This is a genomic window from Azospirillum sp. TSH58 (assembly GCF_003119115.1).
In the GTDB taxonomy this organism is placed as follows: Bacteria; Pseudomonadota; Alphaproteobacteria; order Azospirillales; family Azospirillaceae; genus Azospirillum.
On record NZ_CP022369.1, the window covers coordinates 209,103 to 230,090 of the forward strand.

Annotated in this window: 20 protein-coding genes and 1 pseudogene; 12 read left to right on the plus strand and 9 right to left on the minus strand. The window is 68.3% G+C overall.

The window, feature by feature from the left end; genetic code table 11:
• The first annotated feature begins 9 nt into the window (after positions 1 to 9).
• Both TSH58p_RS31260 and TSH58p_RS31265 read left to right on the plus strand, forming a co-directional pair.
• Positions 10 to 1,158, plus strand: a complete 1,149-nt coding sequence (locus TSH58p_RS31260; protein WP_109070908.1) for a PepSY domain-containing protein — start codon at positions 10 to 12, stop codon at positions 1,156 to 1,158.
• Positions 1,155 to 1,340: a hypothetical protein gene (locus TSH58p_RS31265; protein ID WP_109070909.1), complete on the plus strand. Its 186-nt coding sequence runs from the start codon at positions 1,155 to 1,157 to the stop codon at positions 1,338 to 1,340. Before TSH58p_RS31260 ends, TSH58p_RS31265 begins: the two co-directional genes overlap by 4 nt.
• A gap of 341 nt (positions 1,341 to 1,681) precedes the next feature.
• Here TSH58p_RS31265 and TSH58p_RS31270 read toward each other — a convergent pair.
• Together TSH58p_RS31270 and TSH58p_RS31275 are read right to left on the minus strand one after the other, a co-directional pair.
• A pseudogene (locus tag TSH58p_RS31270) lies at positions 1,682 to 1,777 on the minus strand (transposase); the annotation flags it as partial.
• A 90-nt stretch (positions 1,778 to 1,867) separates the two neighbouring features.
• A complete protein-coding gene (locus TSH58p_RS31275) occupies positions 1,868 to 2,824 on the minus strand; it encodes a LysR family transcriptional regulator (RefSeq protein ID WP_282183621.1) in 957 nt (318 codons plus the stop codon).
• 166 nt (positions 2,825 to 2,990) lie between these two features.
• Here TSH58p_RS31275 and TSH58p_RS31280 point away from each other — a divergent pair, with 166 nt between their 5' ends.
• The 8 genes from TSH58p_RS31280 to argE all read left to right on the plus strand — a co-directional run bounded on the left by TSH58p_RS31280 (position 2,991) and on the right by argE (position 13,083).
• Positions 2,991 to 4,400 carry an MmgE/PrpD family protein gene (locus TSH58p_RS31280; protein ID WP_109070911.1) on the plus strand — a complete coding sequence of 470 codons (1,410 nt, stop codon included), beginning with the start codon at positions 2,991 to 2,993 and terminating at the stop codon, positions 4,398 to 4,400.
• A 322-nt stretch (positions 4,401 to 4,722) separates the two neighbouring features.
• Positions 4,723 to 6,225, plus strand: a complete 1,503-nt coding sequence (locus TSH58p_RS31285; protein WP_109070912.1) for an ABC transporter substrate-binding protein — start codon at positions 4,723 to 4,725, stop codon at positions 6,223 to 6,225.
• A 67-nt stretch (positions 6,226 to 6,292) separates the two neighbouring features.
• A complete protein-coding gene (locus tag TSH58p_RS31290; RefSeq protein WP_109070913.1) occupies positions 6,293 to 7,249 on the plus strand; it encodes an ABC transporter permease in 957 nt (318 codons plus the stop codon).
• A 1-nt stretch (position 7,250) separates the two neighbouring features.
• Entirely contained in the window at positions 7,251 to 8,114 is an 864-nt protein-coding gene (locus TSH58p_RS31295; RefSeq protein WP_247874117.1) for an ABC transporter permease, read from the plus strand.
• A gap of 4 nt (positions 8,115 to 8,118) precedes the next feature.
• Entirely contained in the window at positions 8,119 to 10,245 is a 2,127-nt protein-coding gene (locus TSH58p_RS31300) for an ABC transporter ATP-binding protein (protein ID WP_247874118.1), read from the plus strand.
• 145 nt (positions 10,246 to 10,390) lie between these two features.
• The gene (locus TSH58p_RS31305) at positions 10,391 to 10,813 is read left to right on the plus strand and encodes a RidA family protein (protein ID WP_109070916.1); all 423 of its coding nucleotides are present in this window, start codon (positions 10,391 to 10,393) and stop codon (positions 10,811 to 10,813) included.
• 41 nt (positions 10,814 to 10,854) lie between these two features.
• Positions 10,855 to 11,814 (plus strand): agmatinase, encoded by a 960-nt coding sequence (locus TSH58p_RS31310; RefSeq protein WP_014199764.1) that lies wholly within the window; start codon positions 10,855 to 10,857, stop codon positions 11,812 to 11,814.
• A 111-nt stretch (positions 11,815 to 11,925) separates the two neighbouring features.
• Positions 11,926 to 13,083: an acetylornithine deacetylase gene (gene argE / locus TSH58p_RS31315; protein ID WP_109070917.1), complete on the plus strand. Its 1,158-nt coding sequence runs from the start codon at positions 11,926 to 11,928 to the stop codon at positions 13,081 to 13,083.
• Positions 13,084 to 13,805: 722 nt separating this feature from the next.
• On the opposite strand, the gene TSH58p_RS31325 is transcribed toward argE, so the two are convergent.
• Genes TSH58p_RS31325 through TSH58p_RS31335 form a run of 3 tightly spaced genes read right to left on the minus strand, consistent with a single transcriptional unit; the run spans position 13,806 to position 16,204 of the window.
• Positions 13,806 to 14,099 (minus strand): GYD domain-containing protein, encoded by a 294-nt coding sequence (locus tag TSH58p_RS31325; protein ID WP_109070949.1) that lies wholly within the window; start codon positions 14,097 to 14,099, stop codon positions 13,806 to 13,808.
• Positions 14,100 to 14,138: 39 nt separating this feature from the next.
• Positions 14,139 to 14,807: a hypothetical protein gene (locus TSH58p_RS31330; RefSeq protein WP_109070918.1), complete on the minus strand. Its 669-nt coding sequence runs from the start codon at positions 14,805 to 14,807 to the stop codon at positions 14,139 to 14,141.
• Positions 14,804 to 16,204 carry a selenium-binding protein SBP56-related protein gene (locus TSH58p_RS31335; protein WP_109070919.1) on the minus strand — a complete coding sequence of 467 codons (1,401 nt, stop codon included), beginning with the start codon at positions 16,202 to 16,204 and terminating at the stop codon, positions 14,804 to 14,806. The genes TSH58p_RS31330 and TSH58p_RS31335 overlap by 4 nt, the downstream gene beginning before the upstream one ends.
• A 242-nt stretch (positions 16,205 to 16,446) precedes the next feature.
• Between TSH58p_RS31335 and TSH58p_RS31340 the strand changes: the two genes are divergently transcribed.
• Complete coding sequence (locus TSH58p_RS31340) at positions 16,447 to 17,058, plus strand: Glu/Leu/Phe/Val dehydrogenase (protein ID WP_199230162.1); 612 nt, start codon at positions 16,447 to 16,449, stop codon at positions 17,056 to 17,058.
• 141 nt (positions 17,059 to 17,199) lie between these two features.
• A complete protein-coding gene (locus TSH58p_RS31345; RefSeq protein WP_094305433.1) occupies positions 17,200 to 17,661 on the plus strand; it encodes an Lrp/AsnC ligand binding domain-containing protein in 462 nt (153 codons plus the stop codon).
• A 27-nt stretch (positions 17,662 to 17,688) separates the two neighbouring features.
• On the opposite strand, the gene TSH58p_RS31350 is transcribed toward TSH58p_RS31345, so the two are convergent.
• From TSH58p_RS31350 to TSH58p_RS31365, 4 genes are read right to left on the minus strand one after another with little or no spacing between them, the layout of a single operon-like run.
• Positions 17,689 to 18,411, minus strand: a complete 723-nt coding sequence (locus tag TSH58p_RS31350; protein WP_109070921.1) for an ABC transporter ATP-binding protein — start codon at positions 18,409 to 18,411, stop codon at positions 17,689 to 17,691.
• Entirely contained in the window at positions 18,408 to 19,166 is a 759-nt protein-coding gene (locus TSH58p_RS31355) for an ABC transporter ATP-binding protein (protein ID WP_109070922.1), read from the minus strand. Before TSH58p_RS31355 ends, TSH58p_RS31350 begins: the two co-directional genes overlap by 4 nt.
• Entirely contained in the window at positions 19,159 to 20,049 is an 891-nt protein-coding gene (locus tag TSH58p_RS31360) for a branched-chain amino acid ABC transporter permease (protein ID WP_109070923.1), read from the minus strand. Before TSH58p_RS31360 ends, TSH58p_RS31355 begins: the two co-directional genes overlap by 8 nt.
• Positions 20,042 to 20,935 carry a branched-chain amino acid ABC transporter permease gene (locus TSH58p_RS31365; RefSeq protein WP_109070924.1) on the minus strand — a complete coding sequence of 298 codons (894 nt, stop codon included), beginning with the start codon at positions 20,933 to 20,935 and terminating at the stop codon, positions 20,042 to 20,044. The genes TSH58p_RS31360 and TSH58p_RS31365 overlap by 8 nt, the downstream gene beginning before the upstream one ends.
• Between the last annotated feature and the right edge of the window lie 53 nt (positions 20,936 to 20,988).

Below are 20,988 nucleotides of genomic sequence, written 5' to 3' on the forward strand. Positions count from 1 at the left end.
GGGGCCACGATGACCAACCGAACCATCCGGATTTGGACTGTGATCCACAAATGGACCAGCCTGATCTGCACGATCTTCATGCTGCTGCTGTGCCTGACCGGCCTGCCGCTGATCTTCCATGACGAGATCGAGGCGCTGACGGCCGAGGACACCCTTCCGCCCATGCCGGCCGACACGCCCTTGAAGTCGCTGGACGACGCTGTGGCCTCGGCGCTGGCGACCTACCCCGGCGAGCGTCCGCTGTTCCTCAGCTTCGACGTGGACCGGCCGGTGGTGAACGTCACCACCGGCCCGGGGGCCCGCCCGCCGGTGTCGCAGATGCACATTTCGGCCATCGACCTGCGCACCACGCGGATCCTGGCCGACCTGAACGACGACGGCGGGTTCATGCATGTGATGCTGCGCCTGCATGTGGACCTGTTCGCAGGTCTGCCCGGCGAGCTGTTCCTCGGTTTCATGGGCTTCCTGCTGTTCCTGGCCACCCTGTCGGGGGTCGTCATCTATGCCCCCTTCATGCGCAAGCTGTCCTTCGGCACGGTGCGCGCCGGGCGCGGCCGGCGGCTGAAATGGCTCGACCTGCACAACATGCTGGGCATCGTCACGCTGATGTGGGTGGTGGTGGTCGGGTTGACCGGCGTCATCAACACCTTGTCCGTGCCGCTGGTCGCCTATTGGCGCGCCAACGAGCTTGCGGCGATGATCGCCCCCTATGAGGGCAAGCCGGTTCCGGAGCGCTTCGCCTCCGTCGACGCGGCCGTCCGCACCGCCATGGAGGCCGCCCCCGGCATGCGGCCGCAATTCGTCGCCTTCCCCGGCGTGCGGTTTTCCAGCAACCACCATTACGCGGTGTGGCTGAAGGGAGCCACGCCGGCCACCAACCGGATTCTGACTCCTGCCCTGATCGACGCCGAGACGGGGGCCTTTACAGACATGCGCTCCATGCCCTGGTACATGCTGGCGCTGCGGTTGTCGCAACCGCTGCATTTCGGCGACTATGGCGGGCTGCCGATGAAGATCCTGTGGGCGGTGCTGGACCTGCTGACCATCGTCATCCTTGGCAGCGGCCTGTATTTGTGGATCGCCCGCAGTCGCCGTGTCCAGGATCATGCCGCCACAGGCTCCGGCCTACGGACCACCGCCGGAGAGGCTGCGGAATGACGCCACGCACTCCCTACCGACTGCTGGCGATCTTCGGGGTTCCCATGGCAATCGCGCTTGTCACCACCGCCGGGCTGATCAGCGCGCTGCTGGATGACGGCGTCGTGGACGCCGTGTCCTGGGCGGCACTGTCGGTCCCCGTGCTCACCGCGGTTTGGTCCTGGCGCAAGCGCAAGCGCTAAGAGCAGTTCCTCGTGTCACCACGGGGGCAGTTCGGGGGGCTCCTGCGTTTTCGGTGCAGCGTGAATGCACTTGAACGCCTCGATAAACCGGCCTTGATGGGCGGTTGAGGGCGCTGAAAGGGTGCACACCGATGAGAAGCCGGCGATCTTGGCCGCTGAAGTGCCAATTTCTTGCGGCAATGCGGAAATATGCAGCGGTTTTGGAGCTATACGGGCGCAGTTCGCCCCTCGAGCCAGATCAGGCGTCGGACATTGTAGGCGGGGTTGGCGAGGCCGATCTTGACCGTCGCGCGCCCCAGGCCGATGGTGATGTGCGACTTGTCGCCGAAGGCCGGGATCAGCAGCCCCAAACCGAGGAACCGCATGAACGACAGCCGGTCACGCACCTGATACTCGGCCTGCTCGTCAGACAGACCGTACAGTGCCTGCAGCACCAGGATCTCGCCCGGAGGGCGGCGCCAAGGCAAGAGCCGGCCACGCGCCGACGGATGATGTTGGGATGAGCGGGGCGGAGGGGGTGCCGGTCGTCAGCGTCCGATCATCGGTTTCAGCCATGGCGACGAGGCGAAGACATCCGTGAAATAGCCCTGGGTGAGGATGGCACGGCCAGCCTTGTGGATGCGCGCCGGCAGCGCCCCCAGCTCGCCCTTGCGGGCCACCACGAAGACGGACCGGCGGAAGCTGGCCGCCGGAAAGGGCAGCACCTTCAGGCGCCCCAGATGCTGGCGGCTTTTCACCAGCGCGGTCGGCGGAAGCAGGCTCCACCCCATCTCTTCGGCCACCATGGCCATCATGGTGTCGACGGCGTCGAAGGCGAAGCTGCGCGGAATCTCCATGCCCAGCCGGCGCAGGTGCTGGTCCACCATCCGGCCCAGGCTGCTGTCCACCGTGTTTCGGATCAATGGCAGGGCCTGCGAAAGCGCGCGCAGCCCGGCCTCGTCGGCGACGTCCGGCGCGCTGCGGGGCACCAGAAGCACGAAGGGCTCGCTGAGCAGCCGAAAGCTGTCCAGCTGATCCAGGTCGTCGAAGGACTCGTTGGTGAAGATCACGTCCAGGCGCCGGGCCATGAACTGCTCCCGCAACTGGCGGCTGAGCCCCGCCGCGATGCTGAAGGACGGCACGCTGTCGCGCAGCTGCTGGAGCAGCCGCGGCATGAAGGGAGCGGCCAGCGTGTCGATGCAGCCGAGCCGCAGCTCCGGCACGAAGAGCGCGTCCTTGCCGCCGATCACCGCCGGCAATTGACGGGCGTCGCCGAGAATCCGTTTGCTCCAGTGCCACAGCCGGTGGCCGGATGCGGTCAGCGCCATCGGCCGGATGCTCCGGTCGAAGAGCTGGGTGGCGAAGGCGGTTTCCAGTTGACGCACCACGTGCGACACGGCCGACTGGGTCAGCCCCAGCTGGCCCGCCGCGCGGGTCATGTTGCCCAGTTCCGCCACCGTCACGAACACTTCAAGGGAATCCAGGTCGAAGTCGCGGTGGCGCATGGCGATGGCGGGTTCCGTCGGTCGGTGGGCACGGTGGTGCCCGAGGGGGCGCCGCATTATGAATCCAATTCATCCCGACCATGAAAGTCCTTTCTTGATCTGACGGGGGTCGAGGGTCGCTGGCAGCCTTGCGGGATCGTCCGCCCCTTCCGCGCGAGGTTCCGCCATGACCACCTCTTCCTCCGCCCGTCCCTCCTCCCCGCCCGCCGCCCGGCTCATCGGCCATTGGCTGGCCGGTCTGGAACGGGCCGGCATTCCCGAGAAGGTCGCCGCGGTCGGCCGTGGCTGCATCATCGACACGTTGGGCGTGGCTCTGGCTGGTGCCGATGCCGACGCCGCCCGCATGGCGCGCCAGGAGGCGCTGGAGATCCACGCCGCCGGCCCGTCCACCCTGCTGAGGGGCGGGCGGCTGTGCGCCGAAGGGGCCGCCTTCGCGAACACCGCCGCCGCCCACGCGCTGGATTTCGACGACAATTGCTACGCCGGCTTCGTCCATGGCTCCGCCGTGGTGGTGCCGACAGCCCTGGCCGCGGTGGAAGCCGCAGGCGGGACGGGGGCCGATCTGCTGACCGCGGTGGTGGCCGGGTCGGAGGTGGAATACGCGCTGGCCATCGCCCTCGGCAACGGCGTGTACGAAGCCGGCTGGTGGACCACCGCTCTGTTCGGCGCCGTCGGTGCCGCGGCGGCCGCGGCCAAGGCCTTCCGGCTGGACGGCGACCGGGCCGCCGACGCCATCGCCTTCGCGCTCTGCGGGGCCGGCGGCCTGCGGGCCTGCTTCGGCACGGGCGCCAAGCCGCTGCTGGCCGCCCAGGCCGCTGCGAACGGGCTGCGCGCGGCGCGCCTGGCGATGCGCGGCGGGGCCGTGCCGCACGGTGTGGTCGAGGACCCGCGCGGCTTCGCCCGGCTGGTCGCGCAGGGTCGTTTCGACGCCACGGCGCTGGACGCCCTGGGCCGGCGGTGGCACCTGCTCGACCCCGGCATCGACACCAAGGCCTATCCGGTCTGCCTCTCCTCGCATGCCGCGGCCGACGCGGTGCGCGACCTGATGGCGGAGCACCGGCTGGACCCGTCGGACATCGCGGCGGTGCGCTGCGTCGTGCCACCGGTGGTGGCCGCCAACCTCACCTACGACCGCCCCGCCACCCCCGGCGAAGCCCGCTTCAGCCTGCCCTTCGCGGTGGCCTGCGTGATGCTGCACGGCGACCTGACGCTGGATCATCTGAGCGGACCGACGCTGGCCGACCCGCGCCTGCGCGCGGCGATGGAGCGTGTGAGCCTGCGGCCCGATCCCGGTTGGGGCGCCGATCCCGACCGGGCACGGCTGGCCCCGGAAGGCGCCGACGTGACGGTGGAGACCCGGACGGGGCAAAGCGTCCGCCGCTTCTGCGCCTCGGCGCGCGGCACCGTCGCCCGCCCCCTGTCGATGGAGGCCCACACCGCGAAGTTCCTTGCCTGCGCCGGCCGCGCCATCGGACCCGCGGCGGCGCAACGGCTCCACCGGCGCCTGCTGGCGATCGACGACCTCTCCGGCCTGGACGGGTTGCTGGACGGGTTGCTGGACGGCGGCACGGACTGATCCTCGCTCCGATACCATACGGATGCATTCATGGTGCCGACAAAAAACATTCATGGTACGGGACAAGCGCCGATGAGTGAGCCTAATTTTTAGGCATGATTATCGGCGGGACGAACCAAATCCCAACGAAGAAATCCGGACTTTGTCTGTGGTCGAAAATCAGGCATCCCGCTCGCATCTGCAAAAATGAGTATATTTTAGGCATATTCTGGACCACTGGACGGCGCGTCCTCGGTCGTTCCGTTCATGACCCGTCTGTGAGAGCGTCGAGGCAACAGGAACCAAGGTCCACAACGGACCCCGCAAGCAGAGAGGCTTCATCATGGTGAAACGGTTGGTGGCACGGGCTGTGCTCTCGGCTTTCCTCCTCTCCGGCACGGCGCTGTCCGCGCAGGCCGCCGGCACGCTCAAGGTGGCGGTCGATTCGAACCTGAACACCCTCGACCCCGCCAAGATGAAGGGCGGCCAGGAGTATGTGGCCGCCTACCTCCTCTTCAACGGCCTGACGGCGATCGCCGCCGACATGACGCTGAAGCCGGACCTCGCCGAGCGCTGGGAGCACAGCGCCGACCTCAAGACCTGGACATTCTTCCTGAAGAAGGGCGTGAAGTTCCACAGCGGCCGCGAGATGGACGCCGAGGACGTTCTCGCCACCATCACCCGCATCCAGGACAAGGCGACCGGCTCCACCGCCCGCGTGAACTTCGAGATCGTGGAGTCGATGAAGGCGGTGGATTCCCACACGGTGGAATTCACGCTGAAGTCGCCCTACTCCGGCTTCGCCGAGCTGTTCGGCGAGCGTCAGGCGCGCATCGTGCCGCGCGACGGCCTCGACACTCTGGCCTCCAACCCGGTCGGCACCGGCCCCTTCCAGTTCGTCTCCTTCGCGCCCGGCGACCGCATGGTGGTGAAGCGCAACCCGACCTATTTCGAGGCCGGTCTACCCAAGCTGGACGAGGTGGTGATCCGCATCCTGCCCGAGACGGCCAGCCAAGTGGCGGCGCTGACCACGGGTGAGCTGGACCTCGCCTGGAACCTGCCGCCGGAGGCGGTGGACAAGGTCAAGGCGACGTCGAACCTGAAGGCCGAAGCCGTGCCGACCTCCACCTGGGACGGCGTGATCATGAACGGCACGACCAAGCCGTTCGACGACGTGCGCGTCCGCCGCGCCGTGGCGACGGCGCTGGACAAGCAGGCCATCACCCAGATCGCCCTGTTCGGCTACGGCACGCCGACCCATTCGCCGATCCCGCCAAGCCACCCCTACTTCAACAAGGACCTGCCCATCGCCAAGGGCGACCCGGCGGCCGCGAAGAAGATGCTGGCCGAGGCCGGCTATCCCAACGGCTTCGAGGTCACGCTCTACACCCCGGCCGGCCGCGCCACCCGCGAGCGTCTGGGGCTGGCGGTCCGCGAGTTGCTGAAGCCGGCGGGCATCACCGTCAACGTGCAGCGCGTGCCCTTCGACGTCTTCCTGAAGGACATCGAGGGCAAGGCGGGCTTCTACATCGACGGCTTCTTCAGCCGCCCGACGATCGATACCTCGGTCTACCCCTGGTACCACTCGCGCGGGTCGTGGAACGCCGCGCTGTGGAACTACGCGAACCCGGCGATGGACAAGCTGCTCGACGGCGCCCGTCAGGCGACCAGCGAGGAGGAGGCCAAGAAGCTCTACGGCGAGGTGCAGGCGCTGGCCGTCCAGGACGCCCCCGGCGTCATCCCCTACGTCATCAACCACGTCAACGGCGTGAGCGCGCGGGTGCAGGGCTTCACCTCCCACCCGATGATGTTCCTCGACCTGCGCAACGTTTCGGTCGGCCAGTAGAGCCGTCGACGGCGTCGGGAGCGCCCGCCGCGCTCCCGGCGGCCCCAGGCCAAGGGAAGCTCTCCGCATGCTCCTCTACACACTCACCCGGCTGGCCTATCTGGCGATGGTGCTGGTCGTCATGTCGATCCTCGTCTTCCTCGTGACGCAGGCGATGCCGGGCGACGTCGCGTCGATGATCGCCGGGCAGTTCGCCTCGAAGGAGGTGATCGACGCCATCACGGTCAAGCTCGGTCTCGACCAGCCGCTGATCGTGCAGTACGGCCGCTGGGCCGCCGGCATCCTGCAGGGCGATCTCGGCCGCTCGCTGGTGCTGGAGCAACCGGTCGCGCCGATCCTGATGGAGGCGCTGAGCCGGTCCCTGGTCCTGGCGGTGGTGGCCCTGGCGGTGGTGACGGTGATCGGCATCGGCCTCGGCGTGCTGGCTGCGGTGCGCCGCGGGCGTCTGGCCGACCAGATGGTCTCGGGTGTGTCCTATCTCGGCATCGCCGTGCCCGACTTCTTCTGGGCGATCGTCCTGGTGCTGGTCTTCGGCAGCTATCTGAAATGGCTGCCGACCGGCGGCTACGCGCCGCTCTCGGACGGCTTCGTGCCTTGGGCGTCGCATCTGGTCCTGCCGGTCGTCACGCTGGTGCTGATGCTGATCGCCCGCATCGCGCGGCTGACCCGCTCCAGCATGATCGACGTCCTGCAGACCAACTACGTGAAATACGCCCGCGCCAAGGGCCTGCCGGAGACGGTGGTGATCGTCCGCCACGCGCTGCGCAACGCGCTGCTGCCGACCATCACCGTGCTGGCCATCGACTTCGGCCTGATCCTCGGCGGCGTCGTGGTCATCGAGACGGTCTTCTCCTTCCCCGGCATGGGCCGGCTGCTGCTGTTCGCCATCCAGCGCCACGACCTGCCGCTGATCCAGGCGACCATCCTGATCATCTCGACCGCCTACTGCCTGGCGAACCTGGCGGCCGACCTCCTCTACGCGTTCGTCAACCCGAAGATCCGCCATGGCATGGGGAACGCCTGACATGACCACCGCGAGCCAAACCCGCGCAGCGCCCCCCCGCTCCGCGCCGAAGCGCTGGCCCACCTCGCTCGTCCTCGGGATCGCGCTGCTGGCGCCGCTGCTGGTGGTCGCCGTGGCCGGCCCCTGGCTGGCCCCCTACCCCTACGACGAGATGAACATCATGAGCCGGCTGCAGCCGCCGGGGCCGGACTTCTGGTTCGGCACCGACGAGTACGGCCGCGACGTGTTCAGCCGCACCCTCGTCGGCACGACCAACTCGCTGGTCATGGGCGTCGCCGCCACCGCCATCAGCCTGCTCGTCGGCGTGCCGCTGGGGCTGGTCGCCGGCTACGGCCGCGGCCGGACCGACGAGATCATTATGCGCTGCATGGACGTGCTGATGTCCTTCCCGCCCATCCTGCTGGGCATCCTCGTCCTGGCGGTCACGCCGCCGGCCCTGTGGAAGGCGGTCGTCGCCATCGGCATCGTCTACGTGCCGCAGGTGGTCCGCCTGACCCGGGCCATCACCCTGGAGCTGATGCAGGAGGAGTTCATCACCGCCGCCCGGCTGCGCGGCGAGAGCACCGCCTACATCCTGTTCCACGAGATCCTGCCGAACATCTGGCCGCCGCTGGCGGTCGAGTCCAGCCTGCGAGTCGTCTTCGCCATCCTGCTGGGCGCCGCCCTCAGCTTCATCGGCATGGGCGCCCAGCCGCCCTCCTCCGACTGGGGCCTGATGATCAGCGAGGCGCGGCCCTTCGTCGAGCAGGCACCCTGGATCGCGCTGTGCCCCGGCATCGCCATGGGCATCACCGTGATCGGCATCAACCTGCTGGGCGATGGATTGCGCGCCGTGCTGGACCCCCGCAACACGGGAGGACACTGACATCATGACCGCTCTCGTCCCCCTTTCCGCCGCCGCGTCTTCCGACCCGACCCCGGCCTCCGCGACCGCCTCGGCCGCCGCCCTGCTGGAGGTGCGCAACCTCACCATCAACTACGCCAGCCCGCGCGGCACGCTGCGCGCCGCCAGCGACGTCAGCTTCGCGATCCGGCCGGGCGAGGTCATGGGGCTGGTGGGCGAGTCCGGCTCGGGCAAGAGCACCGTCGCCATGGCCATCCTCGACCTGCTGGGCGAGGCCGGACGCATCGACGGCGGCGAGATCCTGTTCGAAGGGACCGACCTGCGCCGCCTGTCCGCCGCGCACCGCCGGCGCTTGCGCGGCGACCGCATCGCCGCGGTCTTCCAGGACCCCTTCACCTCGCTGAACCCGGCGCTGACCGTCGGGCGGCAGATCGCCGAGCCGCTGGTCCAGCACAAGGGCTTCACCGCCCGGCAGGCAGCACCACGGGTGGAGGAGCTGCTGGCCGAGGTCGGCATCCGCGAGCCGCGGCGCATCGCGCAATCCTACCCGCACCAGCTGTCGGGCGGCATGCAGCAGCGCGTGCTGATCGCCACCGCGCTGGGCTGCGACCCCAAGCTGCTGATCCTCGACGAGCCGACGACAGCGCTCGACGTCACGGTGGAGGCACGGATCATCGAGCTGCTCGCCGGCCTGTGCGAGAGCCACCATCTGAGCGCCCTGTTCGTCTCCCACAACCTCGGCATCGTCAACCGCATCTGCAATTCGGTCTGCGTGCTCTACGGCAGCGAGGTCGTGGAGACCGGGCGCACCCGCGACGTGCTGGCCCGGCCGGTCCATCCCTACACCAAGGGGCTGGTGGCGGCGCTGCCGCGCATCACCACCGACCGCCGGCACCGCCTGTCCTCGATCCCTGGCACGGTCAGCAAGCTGTCGGGCGCCTCTGAATCCTGCGTCTTCGCGCCGCGCTGTCCGTTCGCCGAGGAGACCTGCCGCCGCCTGCCCCAGGCGCTGCGCGGCGACGCCGCCGGCAACAGCGTGCGCTGCTGGAAGGCCGAGGCGCTGTCCGGCACCCCGTGGCCGGAGGAGTCGACCGCGTCCCGTCCGCAGGCGGCGCCGCCGGCCCGCACCGCCCCGCTGGTGCAGGTCGATGCGCTGCGCAAGGTCTTCGGCGAGCGCCGGTCGATCCTGCCGTGGCTTCGCCGCGACGGCACGGTGGCGGTCGACGACGTCTCCTTCACCATCCGGCGCGGCGAGGTGCTGGGGGTGGTCGGCGAGAGCGGCAGCGGCAAGAGCACGATCGGCCGCTCACTGCTGGCCCTGATCGAGCCGACCGCCGGCACGGTGCTGTTCGACGGCGCCGACTTCGTCAAGCAGGCCAAGGAGGGCGACCGCGACCTGCGCCGCCGCGCCCAGCTGGTCTTCCAGAATTCGGCCGCGTCGCTCAACCCGCGCAAGACGGTGGGGGCGGCCATGGAGCGCCCGCTCGTTCTCGCCGGTCGCCAGGGCGAGGCGGAACGCCGTGAGATGATCGCGGCGCTGCTGACCCGCGTCGGCCTGCCCGCCGCCTACGCCGACCGCTACCCGCACGAGCTGAGCGGCGGCGAGCGGCAGCGCGTCAACATCGCCCGCGCCCTGGCCACCGATCCGGAGTTCGTCGTCTGCGACGAGGCGGTGTCGGCGCTGGACGTCTCGGTGCAGGCGAACATCCTCAACCTGCTGGCCGACCTGCGGGACGAGCTGGGGCTGTCCTACCTGTTCATCACCCACGACATCGCCGTGGTGTCGCACATCGCCGACCGCGTGCTGGTCGTCTATGGCGGCACCATCTGCGAGGAGGGTCCGATCGGCCGGGTTCTGCGCCCGCCCTACCATCCCTACACCGAGGCGCTGCTGTCGGCCGTGCCGCGGCTGAGCGGAGCGGAGGACGGCCCGGAGCCCGAGCGCATCCTGCTGGAGGACTCCACCGCTCCGCCCGGCGGCGGGGGCTGCGCCTTCCGCGGCCGCTGCCCGCGCAAGCTCGGCGCGATCTGCGACGAGCGCGCGCCGCCGGTGCAGACGGCGTCCGACGGCCACCGCATCGCCTGCCACATCCCCCTGGCCGAGCTGGCGGAACGGGCGTCGGTCTTTCCCGAACTGGCGGCCCTGCACTGACCGCCTGACCCGCACCGCCTGAACCCCACCGCCTGACCAACACCCCCCTTTTCCGGGCGGCGTGACGGCCCCGGGGCGGCTTCGGCCTCCCGGACACGCCCTCTCCATGCCCGGCGCACCCCTTCACCCAAGAGAGAACCGACCCATGACCACCCACACCCGCATCCGCAAGTTCAACACCAAGAAGACCTATCCCGAGCAGGCGCTGGACAACGACCTCTGCCAGACGGTCGTCGCCCGCGGGACGATGGTCTTCGTGCGCGGCCAGATCGGCCAGAACCTCGACACCAGCGAGAGCGTGGCCATCGGCGACGCCGCCGGCCAGACCGAGCAGGCCATGAGCAACATCAAGATGCTGCTGGACGAAGCCGGCGCGACGATGGAGCACATCTGCAAGATCACCGTCTACATCACCGACCCGCGCTACCGCGAGCCGGTCTACCGCACCATCGGCAAGTGGCTGAAGGGCGTCCACCCCGTCTCCACCGGCATCGTCGTCAGCGCCCTGGCGCGGCCGGAGTGGGTGGTGGAGGTCGACGCCATCGCCGTGATCCCCGACGCCACCTGAACCCTTCCCGCATTTCTCAGAAGAAACCTGGAACGCCCGCCATGAGCAGCACCCTGACCAACCCGCCGCGCCGTGAACTGCAGAGCTTCCTCGACTTCCCGATCTGCACGGATCTCGACCAGCTCGACGGCCACATCGGCATCCTCGGCATCCCCTACGGCGATCCCTATTCGATCGACGAGGTGACCAACGACCAGACCAACGCGCCCACCTGGGTCCGCCGCTACACCGAGCGGGCGCTGCGCCAGCTGGAGCGCTGGGACTTCGACATCGGCGGTCCGCTGCTCGGCGGGAAGGACATCAAGGTCGTGGACTGCGGCGACGTGAAGGCGAACCCGCGCGACCTCGACCTGCATTACCGCAACGCCGAGGCGGTGGTGCGGGCGATGCTCGCCAAGGGCATGCTGCCGATCATCATCGGCGGCGACCACGGCATCCCGATCCCGGTGCTGCGCGCCTACGACGACCAGGGTCCGATCACGCTCGTGCACATCGACGCGCACCTCGACTGGCGCGACCATGTGAACGGCGCCCGCGGCGGCTATTCCAGCCCGATCCGGCGCGCGGCGGAGATGGACCATGTCGGGCAGATCTTCCAGATCGGCCTGCGCTCCGCCGGCAGCGCCCGGCCGGAGGAGGTGGAGGCGGCCCAGGCCTACGGCGCCGTGCTGATCCCCGACGTGGAGCTGCAGGACGTCGGCATGAAGGCGGTGCTCGACCGCATTCCCGACGGCGGGCGCTACTACCTGACCATCGACGCCGACGGCATGGACCCGACCATCATGCCGGCCGTCAACGGCCCGGCGCCGGGCGGCGTGACCTATCCCCAGATCCGCACGCTGATCCACGGTCTGGTGAAGAAAGGCCGCGTGGTCGGCATGGACATCGTGGAGATCACGCCGAAGAAGGACGTGAATGGCATCACCGCCATCACCGCCGGGCGCATCATCTGCAACCTGATCGGCAAGACCATCCAGGCCGGCTACTTCGACGCCAAGTGAGCCGAGCCACCTGACGAGGAACGGAGGAGGCCGGCCGACGGCCACCTCCGTCCCGACGGCACCGCCGGCTTGGGAAAGCCGGAACTGATCGAAGACCAGGGAGGAAGGACCATGACCGCCATGGGCGCGACGCTGGACATTCTGGAGCGGCTGGTGGCCTTTCCCACGGTCAGCCGCGACAGCAACCTCGACCTCATCCTCTGGGCCAAGGAGCGGCTGGAGGCGGCCGGCGCCACCACGCGGCTGGTGCCGAGCGAGGACGGGCGCAAGGCCAACCTCTTCGCCAGCGTCGGGCCGGCCGACCGTCCGGGCATCCTGCTGTCCGGCCACACCGACGTGGTGCCGGTGGACGGGCAGGCCTGGACCTGCGATCCCTTCCGCCTGACCCGCCGGGCCGGCAATCTCTACGGCCGCGGGACCGCCGACATGAAGGGCTTCATCGCCGCGGCGATGGCCCTGGCCGAGCGGGCCTCCGGGCGGACGCTCAGCCAGCCGCTTCATCTCGCGCTGTCCTATGACGAGGAGGTGGGCTGCCTGGGCGTGCGGCGCCTGATCGACATGATGGCCGCCCTGCCGGTCCGCCCGCGCTTCTGCATCGTCGGCGAACCCACGCTGATGCAGGTGGTCACCGCCCACAAGGGCAAGACGGCGCTGCGCATCGACTGCCGGGGCGCCGAATGCCATTCGAGCCTCGCGCCGCAGGGGCTGAACGCCATCCACATGGCCTGCGACATGCTCACCGGTCTGCGCCGCCTTCAGGAGCGGGTCCAGACCGAGGGGGCGCGCGACGCCGGCTATGACGTGCCCTGGACCACCATCCACGCCGGCGTCATCCAGGGCGGCACCGCGCTGAACATCGTGCCCAACCAGTGCCGTCTCGACATGGAGATCCGCCACCTGCCGCAGGACCCGGTGGACCCTCTGCTCGACGCCGTCCGCGCCGAGGCGGACGCCATGGAGAAGCGTCTGCGGACCGCCTTCCCCGCCGCCGCCGTGGACATCACGGAGCTGTCCAGCTACCCCGCCCTCGACACCGACGAGGATGCGGAGGTGGTGTCCTTCGTCAAGGCGCTCACCGGCGGCAACAGCCTTGGCAAGATTTCCTTCGGCACCGAAGGCGGCCTGTTCCAGCGGCGCCTGTCCATTCCCACCGTCGTCTGCGGCCCCGGCAGCATCGGCGAAGCCCACAAGCCGGACGAGTTCGTCGCGGAGGATCAGTTGGCCGCCTGCGATCAAATGCTGGATGCGTTGCTCGCGCGGCTGGCGTGACCGAGATCGCGGCGAGGCCGGGGCGATCCAAACCCGGCAAAGGCGCTCCGTCGAGGTGATGGTCGTGCGGGTGGGCAACGATCAAGGCCAGGCAACAGCCTGCGCAAACGTAAGTTTCAACCCACGCCCTCGTGCGGAGGGCGACTCCTCATCTGTATGCACTTGTCCAACAACCCGCAATCCCCTAACCGGTGCGAACCTCCATCCGAAGCGGCCGGAGAAGCGGCCACTTTGGTGTCAGAACGGCACAAGTCACTGATGAGAATGACGTGCGAACCTCCTGGGGTTTTCGTGCCCGCTTCCGGTTCGCACAGATTAAAAGACCAACGCGTCGTCGAGATCCAGCGTCGGTTTTGCACCCCATGTTCAAATTCGGCTACGGCACCGCGGATCTGCCCGGCTCGTCACCGTAATCCTTGGGTTTCTGCGACAAGCCAGTCGACGAAGCCGGCGACCATGTTTCCGGCAGCGGCGTGGCGGGGAACAAGCGCGACGTACCCCGTCCTCGGAACCCGGATCTCCGGCAGCGGCGTCATCAGCCGTCCTTTTTGCACCAACGCCGGCTGCTGTGGCACGGTACCCCCGCGGAGGCGATCGACGCCATCGAGGACCTCGCCGACCCATCTCGGTTCGGTAGCCGCCCGAAGGGAGGGTGGTGAAAGGGGATGTCCCCGCAGGCGGCGGCCGGGCTCCGCCCTTACCCGGAGAAAGCCATTTGCTCCCTAACCGAGCGACCCAATGATCTCGCGATAGGCCCGCTCGGGGAACGCCTTGAGCGTCTTGGTTCGCACGTTGCCAAACCCTCCGAGCAACAATGCGAACCGCGCGGCAATGGCATCGTCAGGGGCGTCATACACGGCGATCAGATCGTACTCGCCCATCGTCATGTAGATGGCCTGGAACTGCCCACCCATCTCTTCGAGGGCCGCCTTCGCCATGTCCAGCCGCTCAGGTGAATCCTTTACGTTGCGAACCCCTTGATCGGTCCAGTTCGCCAGCATCACATACGTCGTCATCATGTGCCTCCCATCGTCCGTTGGTCGCGCCAAAGCCAGTCATCCCAGGAGGAGGAGACCAATCCCGGTGCCGATCAAAGCGCCCGCCCACACCAGATCGAAGTTCACCCAGCCACGGCGCAGGATGCCGAGCCCGACGGTCTCGAAGACCACCAGCCCCACGATTGCGATTACCGCCAGCATGGCTGCCATATGCACCAGGACGACAGCCAGCCCGGCGGCCGCTGACCCAAGTGCGGCGATCGTGCTCGTCATCTCGGCTCCCGGTCCACACAGCGACAGCGCCATCAGTTGGGCCGGCGCCAGCATGCCCAGCAGCAGGGGCAAGAGCATCAGCCCGGCCCCGTGCGCCGATGCCATCAGGAACGACCACAGCGTCAGCCCGGCAAAACCGGTGCGCATGCCGACCCGCACCCGATGCCGGTAGCCGCGTAACAGCCGATAGCCACCAAGGCCGATCAGCACCGTCACCATGGCCGGCTTCAGGAGATCCGGCGCGGTGACCAGTTGGACCATGGTAAAGCTGATCACCACCACCAGCACTGATAGCGCGTGGCCCAGCGCGATGGGTGGCAGCGCCTTGATCACCGCCCCGCGGCGGCCTTCCTGAAGTCCGAGAGCTACGGCGAAGAGCCACCCCATGGCCGGGTTGACCCCGTGGAATGCGCCGAGGCCGATCAGCGCCAGCCACTGCCACGCATCGCTCATGGATAGCAGTACGAGTCCGAGGACGCGTCGCCGCCTTCCAGCCGGATCTGGTGTCCGCGGAAACCGTCGTCGAAACGCAGGAAGAACCGCTCGTCGATGCTCAGGCCACCCTCCGGGGAGGCGTCGAGCTTGACCATCCAGCTCTTGATGCCCGCGGGATAGAACTGCTCATCCCAGCTCCGGTACAGCGAGTTGGTGAAGTAGACCCGTTTGCCGTCACGGCTGACCTCGACCATCTGCGGACCGCCGTTGAGCTCTCCTTCAGCGCTTGGATGTCGGCTGCGCCCGACGATCCCGCCCAACCGGACCGAGCCGGTCAGTTTGGGTCGGAAGGGATCGGAGACGTCGTAGCGTTGCATCTCTCCGGTGCCCCAGCACGACACGTACAGCCAACGGTCGTCCAGTGACAGGTCGATGTCGGTGACCAGCGGCGGCACCGCCTTGAAGCCTTTGAGAATGGGTGGCAGTTGATCTGGGTCGGCCGGTTCAGCCGGGATGTCGATGACCTTCCGCATCGCCCACTGTCCGCCGTCGCGATGCCACAGCCAGATCGACGAGGAGAGATCCTTCAGATTGACCACAGCGTTCATGAAGCCATGCGCCTTGGTCGGATCGTGCGCCGGCCGCAACTCCAGTGCCAGCTGGTACTCCGGCCCCAAATCGATGGACTGCCGGTGCCGGCGGCGGTGCAGGTCCCAGAAGTGGACTCGGCGACCATACTTCGCACCCAGCAGAAGTTCCGGGTTGAGGCCGTCCTCGATCATGTCGGGCGTACCCCATTCGCTGGTGATCATCGTATCCTGGCCGAGATGCCACCAGAGGTCGTAAGAGAGGAACTGCGGGCCGCGGTCGATTTCCCATTGGCCGAGCACGTCGAACGCCTCGTGGTCGATAAGGAACACACCGCCCGGCCCACCGCCATTGCCCTCGCCGTTGCCGAGCGCGCTGACATAGATGCCCTCAGGACCGCAATGCAGCGTGTGGGGACGGGAATAGTTGGCGCGAGCGGCCAGCTGCTCCGGCTCGATCACCTTGACGATCTTTGGATGGGCTGGGTCTGCCTTGGTGTCCACGATGTGAATACGCGAGGACCGCAGCCCAGGTACGATGAGGTAGCGACGCTCGACGTGCGGATGAGGCGCGTAAGGGCACAAAGCGGAACTGCAGGCGTTCCAGCCGAAATGATGCAACTCGTCACCGACATTTGGCATGTCGAGGCGGCTGATGATCCGGCCGTAACCCGAAGAGCCGGGATCGACGTCAACGACACCGAGGGCATCCGGGCGGGCGGTGGTGTCCGTGTTCAACATCGCCACATAGGCCAGCCGCTCCGGGGGAGCCTGCATCGCCATGCGTGGGGACGGATAGAAGCTGGGATCGGGGGTCCAAGTGGTCATGGAAGAACCTTTCAAGTCGCCACGCGCCTAACAAGAAGGGTATCGCAACACAAAGGTTCGCGATGCAAAGGAAAGGGGCTTGCCGGTTCTTCCGTAAGTGGGTTTGATCACCCCTATTTTGGTTCAGAATAATTGGGATAAACGCATGGCGATCAGGCGGCGCTGGAGTTCCGGCGCGTCTTATGCGCCATCCGCATCCATGGTCCCATGCCGATGGGCGTTGGTGCACGGAGACGGCCATCGTGCAGGGCTTCGGCAACGTCGGCGGAGTCGCGATGGAGGAGCTTCACGCCCGAGGGGTGCGCGTCCTCGGCGTCAGCGACCACACGGCCGCCTATTTCGACCCGCGGGGGCTGAACGTTCCGGATCTGCTCCGCCGCGTCGCCGCACACGGCATGCTGGCCGGCTATTCGAACGAATTGCGCATCGACCGGGAGGAATTGCTGCTCCAGCCCTGCGACGTGCTGGTGCCGGCGGCCATGGAACGGGTCATCACGGAGCGGAACGCCGCCCGCCTGCGCTGCCGCATCCTGGCCGAAGGCGCCAACGGCCCGACCACCCCGGAGGCCGACCGCATCCTGGCCGAGCGCGGCGACGACCTGTTCGTCATCCCCGACATCCTGTGCAACTCGGGCGGCGTGATCGTCAGCTATTTCGAGTGGGTGCAGGATCTCCAGCAGTTCTTCTGGGGCCGGGACGAAGTGATCGGGCGGCTGTACGGCCATCTCGACCGCGTGTTCCATCAGGTCACCGAACGCGCCGCGCGCGAGCGCGTGTCCACCCGCGTCGCCGCCATGGCCATCGGCGTGTCCAAGGTCCGCGACGCCAAGAAGACCCGCGGCCTGTTCCCCTGAACCGTGCCCAGGCGAGAATGTCCGGGAGGGAGCGGCACCCGCCGCATCCCTCCCGGACTTTTGCCGCAACCACCGCGGATTGCCCTTCACCTCATAAAGTATACGATATAATATACGACACAGTGTATCGGGAAATTGAGCATGTCGGACATTGACAAGATCGACCGCCGCATTCTGTCGGTCCTCCAGGTCGAAGGGCGGATCGCCGCGGTCGAACTGGCAGAGCGCATCGGCCTGTCGCCCACCACGACCGGCGAGCGGCTCAAGCGCCTGCAGAAAGACGGCTACATCGAAGGATTCGGCGCTCGTCTGGCGCCCCAGAGGCTGGGCTTCGGACTCCTCGTCTTCGTCGAGGTGCTGCTGGACAAGACCACGCCCGACGTGTTCGACCGCTTCGCCCAGGCCATCCGCCGCGCGCCGGAAGTGCTGGAATGCCACATGGTGGCCGGTGGGTTCGATTATCTGGTGAAGACCCGCGTGGCCGACATGGCCGCCTACCGGCGCTTCCTGGGCGACGTTCTGCTGCCGCTGCCCGGCGTCCGGGAAACCCGCACCTACGCGGTGATGGAGGAGGTCAAGAACGACGCGCCGCTGCCGCTCTGACGGCCACGGCGCGCCCTTCCCGTTTCGTCAGCCGGCGACGCTGCCGCCCAGATACAGCTCCCGCATCGACGGGTCGGCCAGCAGATCGCGGGCACAGCCCTCCATCGCCACCGTGCCGAGAGTCAGCACATAGGCGCGGTCGGCGATGCCCAGCGCCTCGAAGGCGTTCTGCTCGACCATGACGATGCACATGCCGGTGTCGTCGCGGATGCCCGCGATGGCGTCGAACACCTCGTGCATCATCAGCGGCGACAGGCCGGCGGAGGGTTCGTCCAGCAGCAGGATCTTCGGCCCGGCGATCAGCGCCCGCGCCAGCGACAGGATCTGCCGCTCGCCGCCCGACAGGGCCGACGCCTTGCGGTTCTGCTTGGCGGCCAGGGTCGGGTACTGGCGCATCAGCGCGTCGAAGCGGTCCTCCCGCTCCGCCCGCGGCAGGTGGCGGGCGCCCAGGCGGATGTTCTCCGACACGCTCAGCGTCGCGAAGACGTTGTCCGTCTGCGGCACGAAGCCGACGCCGTAGCCGCGCACCTTGCGGTGGACCGGCACCGCGCCGACGTCCTCGCCGTCGATTGCGATGGTGCCGGCGCGCGGGGCCAGGAATCCGGCGATGCATTTCAGCAGCGTGGACTTGCCGCAGCCGTTCGGCCCCAGGATGGTGACGATCTCGCCTCCCGCGGCGTGCAGGGAGATGCCGTTCAGGATGTCGGCGCCGTCGCCATAGCCGGCCCGCACGTTGGATACATCGATCATGCCGTCAGCTTCCCCTTCTCCACGGCCTTGCCGAGATAGGCCTCGACCACCCGCGGGTTCTCCACCAGCTCCCGCGGGGCGCAGTCGGCGATCAGCGCGCCACGGTCCAGAACGACGCAGCGGCCGCACAGCTCGCGGATGAACTCCATGTCGTGCTCGACGACCAGGATGGTCACGCCCTGGGCGTTGACCGCCTTCAGCAGTTCCACCATGCGGCTGCGCAGGTTGGGGTGGACGCCCGCCGTCGGCTCGTCCAGGCACAGCAGCTTGGGGCGGCTGCGCAGCGCCGTGGCGATGGACAGCAGCTTCTTTTGCCCGCCGGACAGGGCGCTGGCCGGCTGGTCCTGCACGCGGGTCAGCAGGAACTGGTCGAGCAGCCGCGCCACCTCGGCGTCGTAGCGCCAGCGCCGCAGCGCGCCGCCCAGGCCCGCCTCGCGCCGGCAACCGGCCTGGAGCACCTCCCGCACGGTCATGCGGTGCGGCATCGACGGCAACTGGAAGGTCCGCACCAGTCCCAGCCGGGCGATGGCGTGAGGCGGAAGGCCGGTCACGTCGTGGCCGTCCACATTGACCGCGCCGCCGTCGCTGGGCGTGAAGCCCGAGAGGATGTTCAGCAGCGTGCTCTTGCCCGAGCCGTTGGGGCCGAGCAGCCCGACGATCTCCCCCTTGCGGACCGACAGCGACACGCCGTCCAGCACGCAATGGGCGCCGAAGGATTTCCGGATGGATTCAGTGGACAGGATCGTCTCAAGCATGGCGCCCTCCGATGCGCTCGGGGATCAGGCCCTGGGTGCGCCAGAGGAGGAAGGCCAGCAGACCGCCGCCGACCAGGGTCAGCCGCATCGCCGCCACGAACTCCGACGGCAGGCCCAGCGCGTCCTTCACGAAGGGCACGTAGGCCAGCAGGAACTGCATGAGGAAGGCTCCGGCCACCGCCCCCAGATTGTTGCCCAGCCCGCCGACGATCAGCATGGACCAGATCAGGAAGGTCTCGGCGCTGTAGAGCTGGTCCGGCCCCACGAAGGTGGCGTAATGGGCGAACAGGAAGCCGGCGATGGCGGCGATCAGCCCGCTGATGACCAGCGGCGTGCGGCGCAGCGCCGCGAGGTCGTAGCCGAGCGATGAGGCCAGTTGCGGCTCCTCCCGCAGCAGCTTCAACGCCAGCCCGTAGCGCCCGTTGACGAGGCGCTGGCACAGCGCCCAGCAGGCCGCCAGCAGAACGGCGCACAGCGCCAGCGTGGCCAGCGGCCCCCAGGGCGCCGGCAGGGAGCCGAACAGCATCGGCAGCCCGTGGATGCCTTGCGCGCCGCCGGTCAGCCATTGCTCGTTGGTGGCGAAGGTGCGCAGGATCTCGGCGATGGACAGGGTGGCGATGCCCCAATAGTCCGCGCCCAGATTGCGCCCCAACCGCGCGAAGGCCAGCGCGAGCAGCGCCGCAGCAGCACCGCCCAGCAGCAGCCCGGCCACCGGGCCCCACTGGTTGGCGAAGGCGATGGCCGCACCGTAGGTGCCGCAGCCGAACAGGGCGATGTGGCCGAAATTCACCAGACCGGCGAAGCCGACCTGGAGGTTGAGGCTGAGCGCCAGCAACCCGAACAGGCAGGCCATGGTGGAGACGTGGATCAGGAACTCAAACACGCTTCACCTCGCTGACGAACAGGCCGTGGGGGCGGACCAGCAGGGCGGCGACCAGGATCAGGAAGGACATCGCCGTGGCGTAGCTGGCCGGCAGGAACAGAAGCGGCTCTCCCACCAGCGGGCCGAGGTTGACGTTGGTGACCAGCGTCTCCGCCGTGGCGATGATGACCGCCCCGGCCACCGCGCCCAGCGTGTTGCCCAGACCCCCCAGGATGGCCGCGGCGAAGACCGGCAGCAGCACGTCCATGCCGAGCTGGATGTTCATCTCGCCCTTCAGCGCCAGCCCGATGCCGCCCAGCGCGGCCAGGACGCCGCTGAGGAAGACCACCGTGTTGGTGATGAGGCGCGCGTCGATTCCGGTGGCGGCGGCCAGCACCCGGTTGGTCGCCGTCGCCCGCATGGAGCGGCCCAGCGTGGTGCGGAACAGCAGCAGCGCCAGAACGATCACGGCCCCGGCGGTCAGTCCGACGGCGGTGAGCTGGTGAACCGTCAGCCGGGCGTCCAGAACACGGATGACCGGGTGGCTGTTCAGGTCGAAACGACGGGAGTCCGGCCCGAAGACCACCAGGAAGACTGCCGACAGGATCATCGTGACGGCCAGCGATCCAACCATGGCGATGGCCGAGCCGGAGGCGAGCAGCCGTTCGAACACCGTCACGTTCAGCAGCACGGCGAGGCCGCCGACCAGCAGGCAGGCGAGCAGCCCGGCCACCGGCAGCGGCAACCCGGTGCCTTGCAGCAGCAGCGCCAGGAAGGACCCGGCGACCGCGTATTGGACGAGCGCGATGTTGGGGAAGCGGATGAGGGAGTAGACGCAGCTCAGCCCCACCGCGATGAGGGCGAGATCGACGGTCCGGATGAGGACGTCGGAAAAGAATTGTACCATCGTGAGAAGACCCCTCGTGCGATCCGGTCGGGGGCCGGACGCCGCGGCGCCCG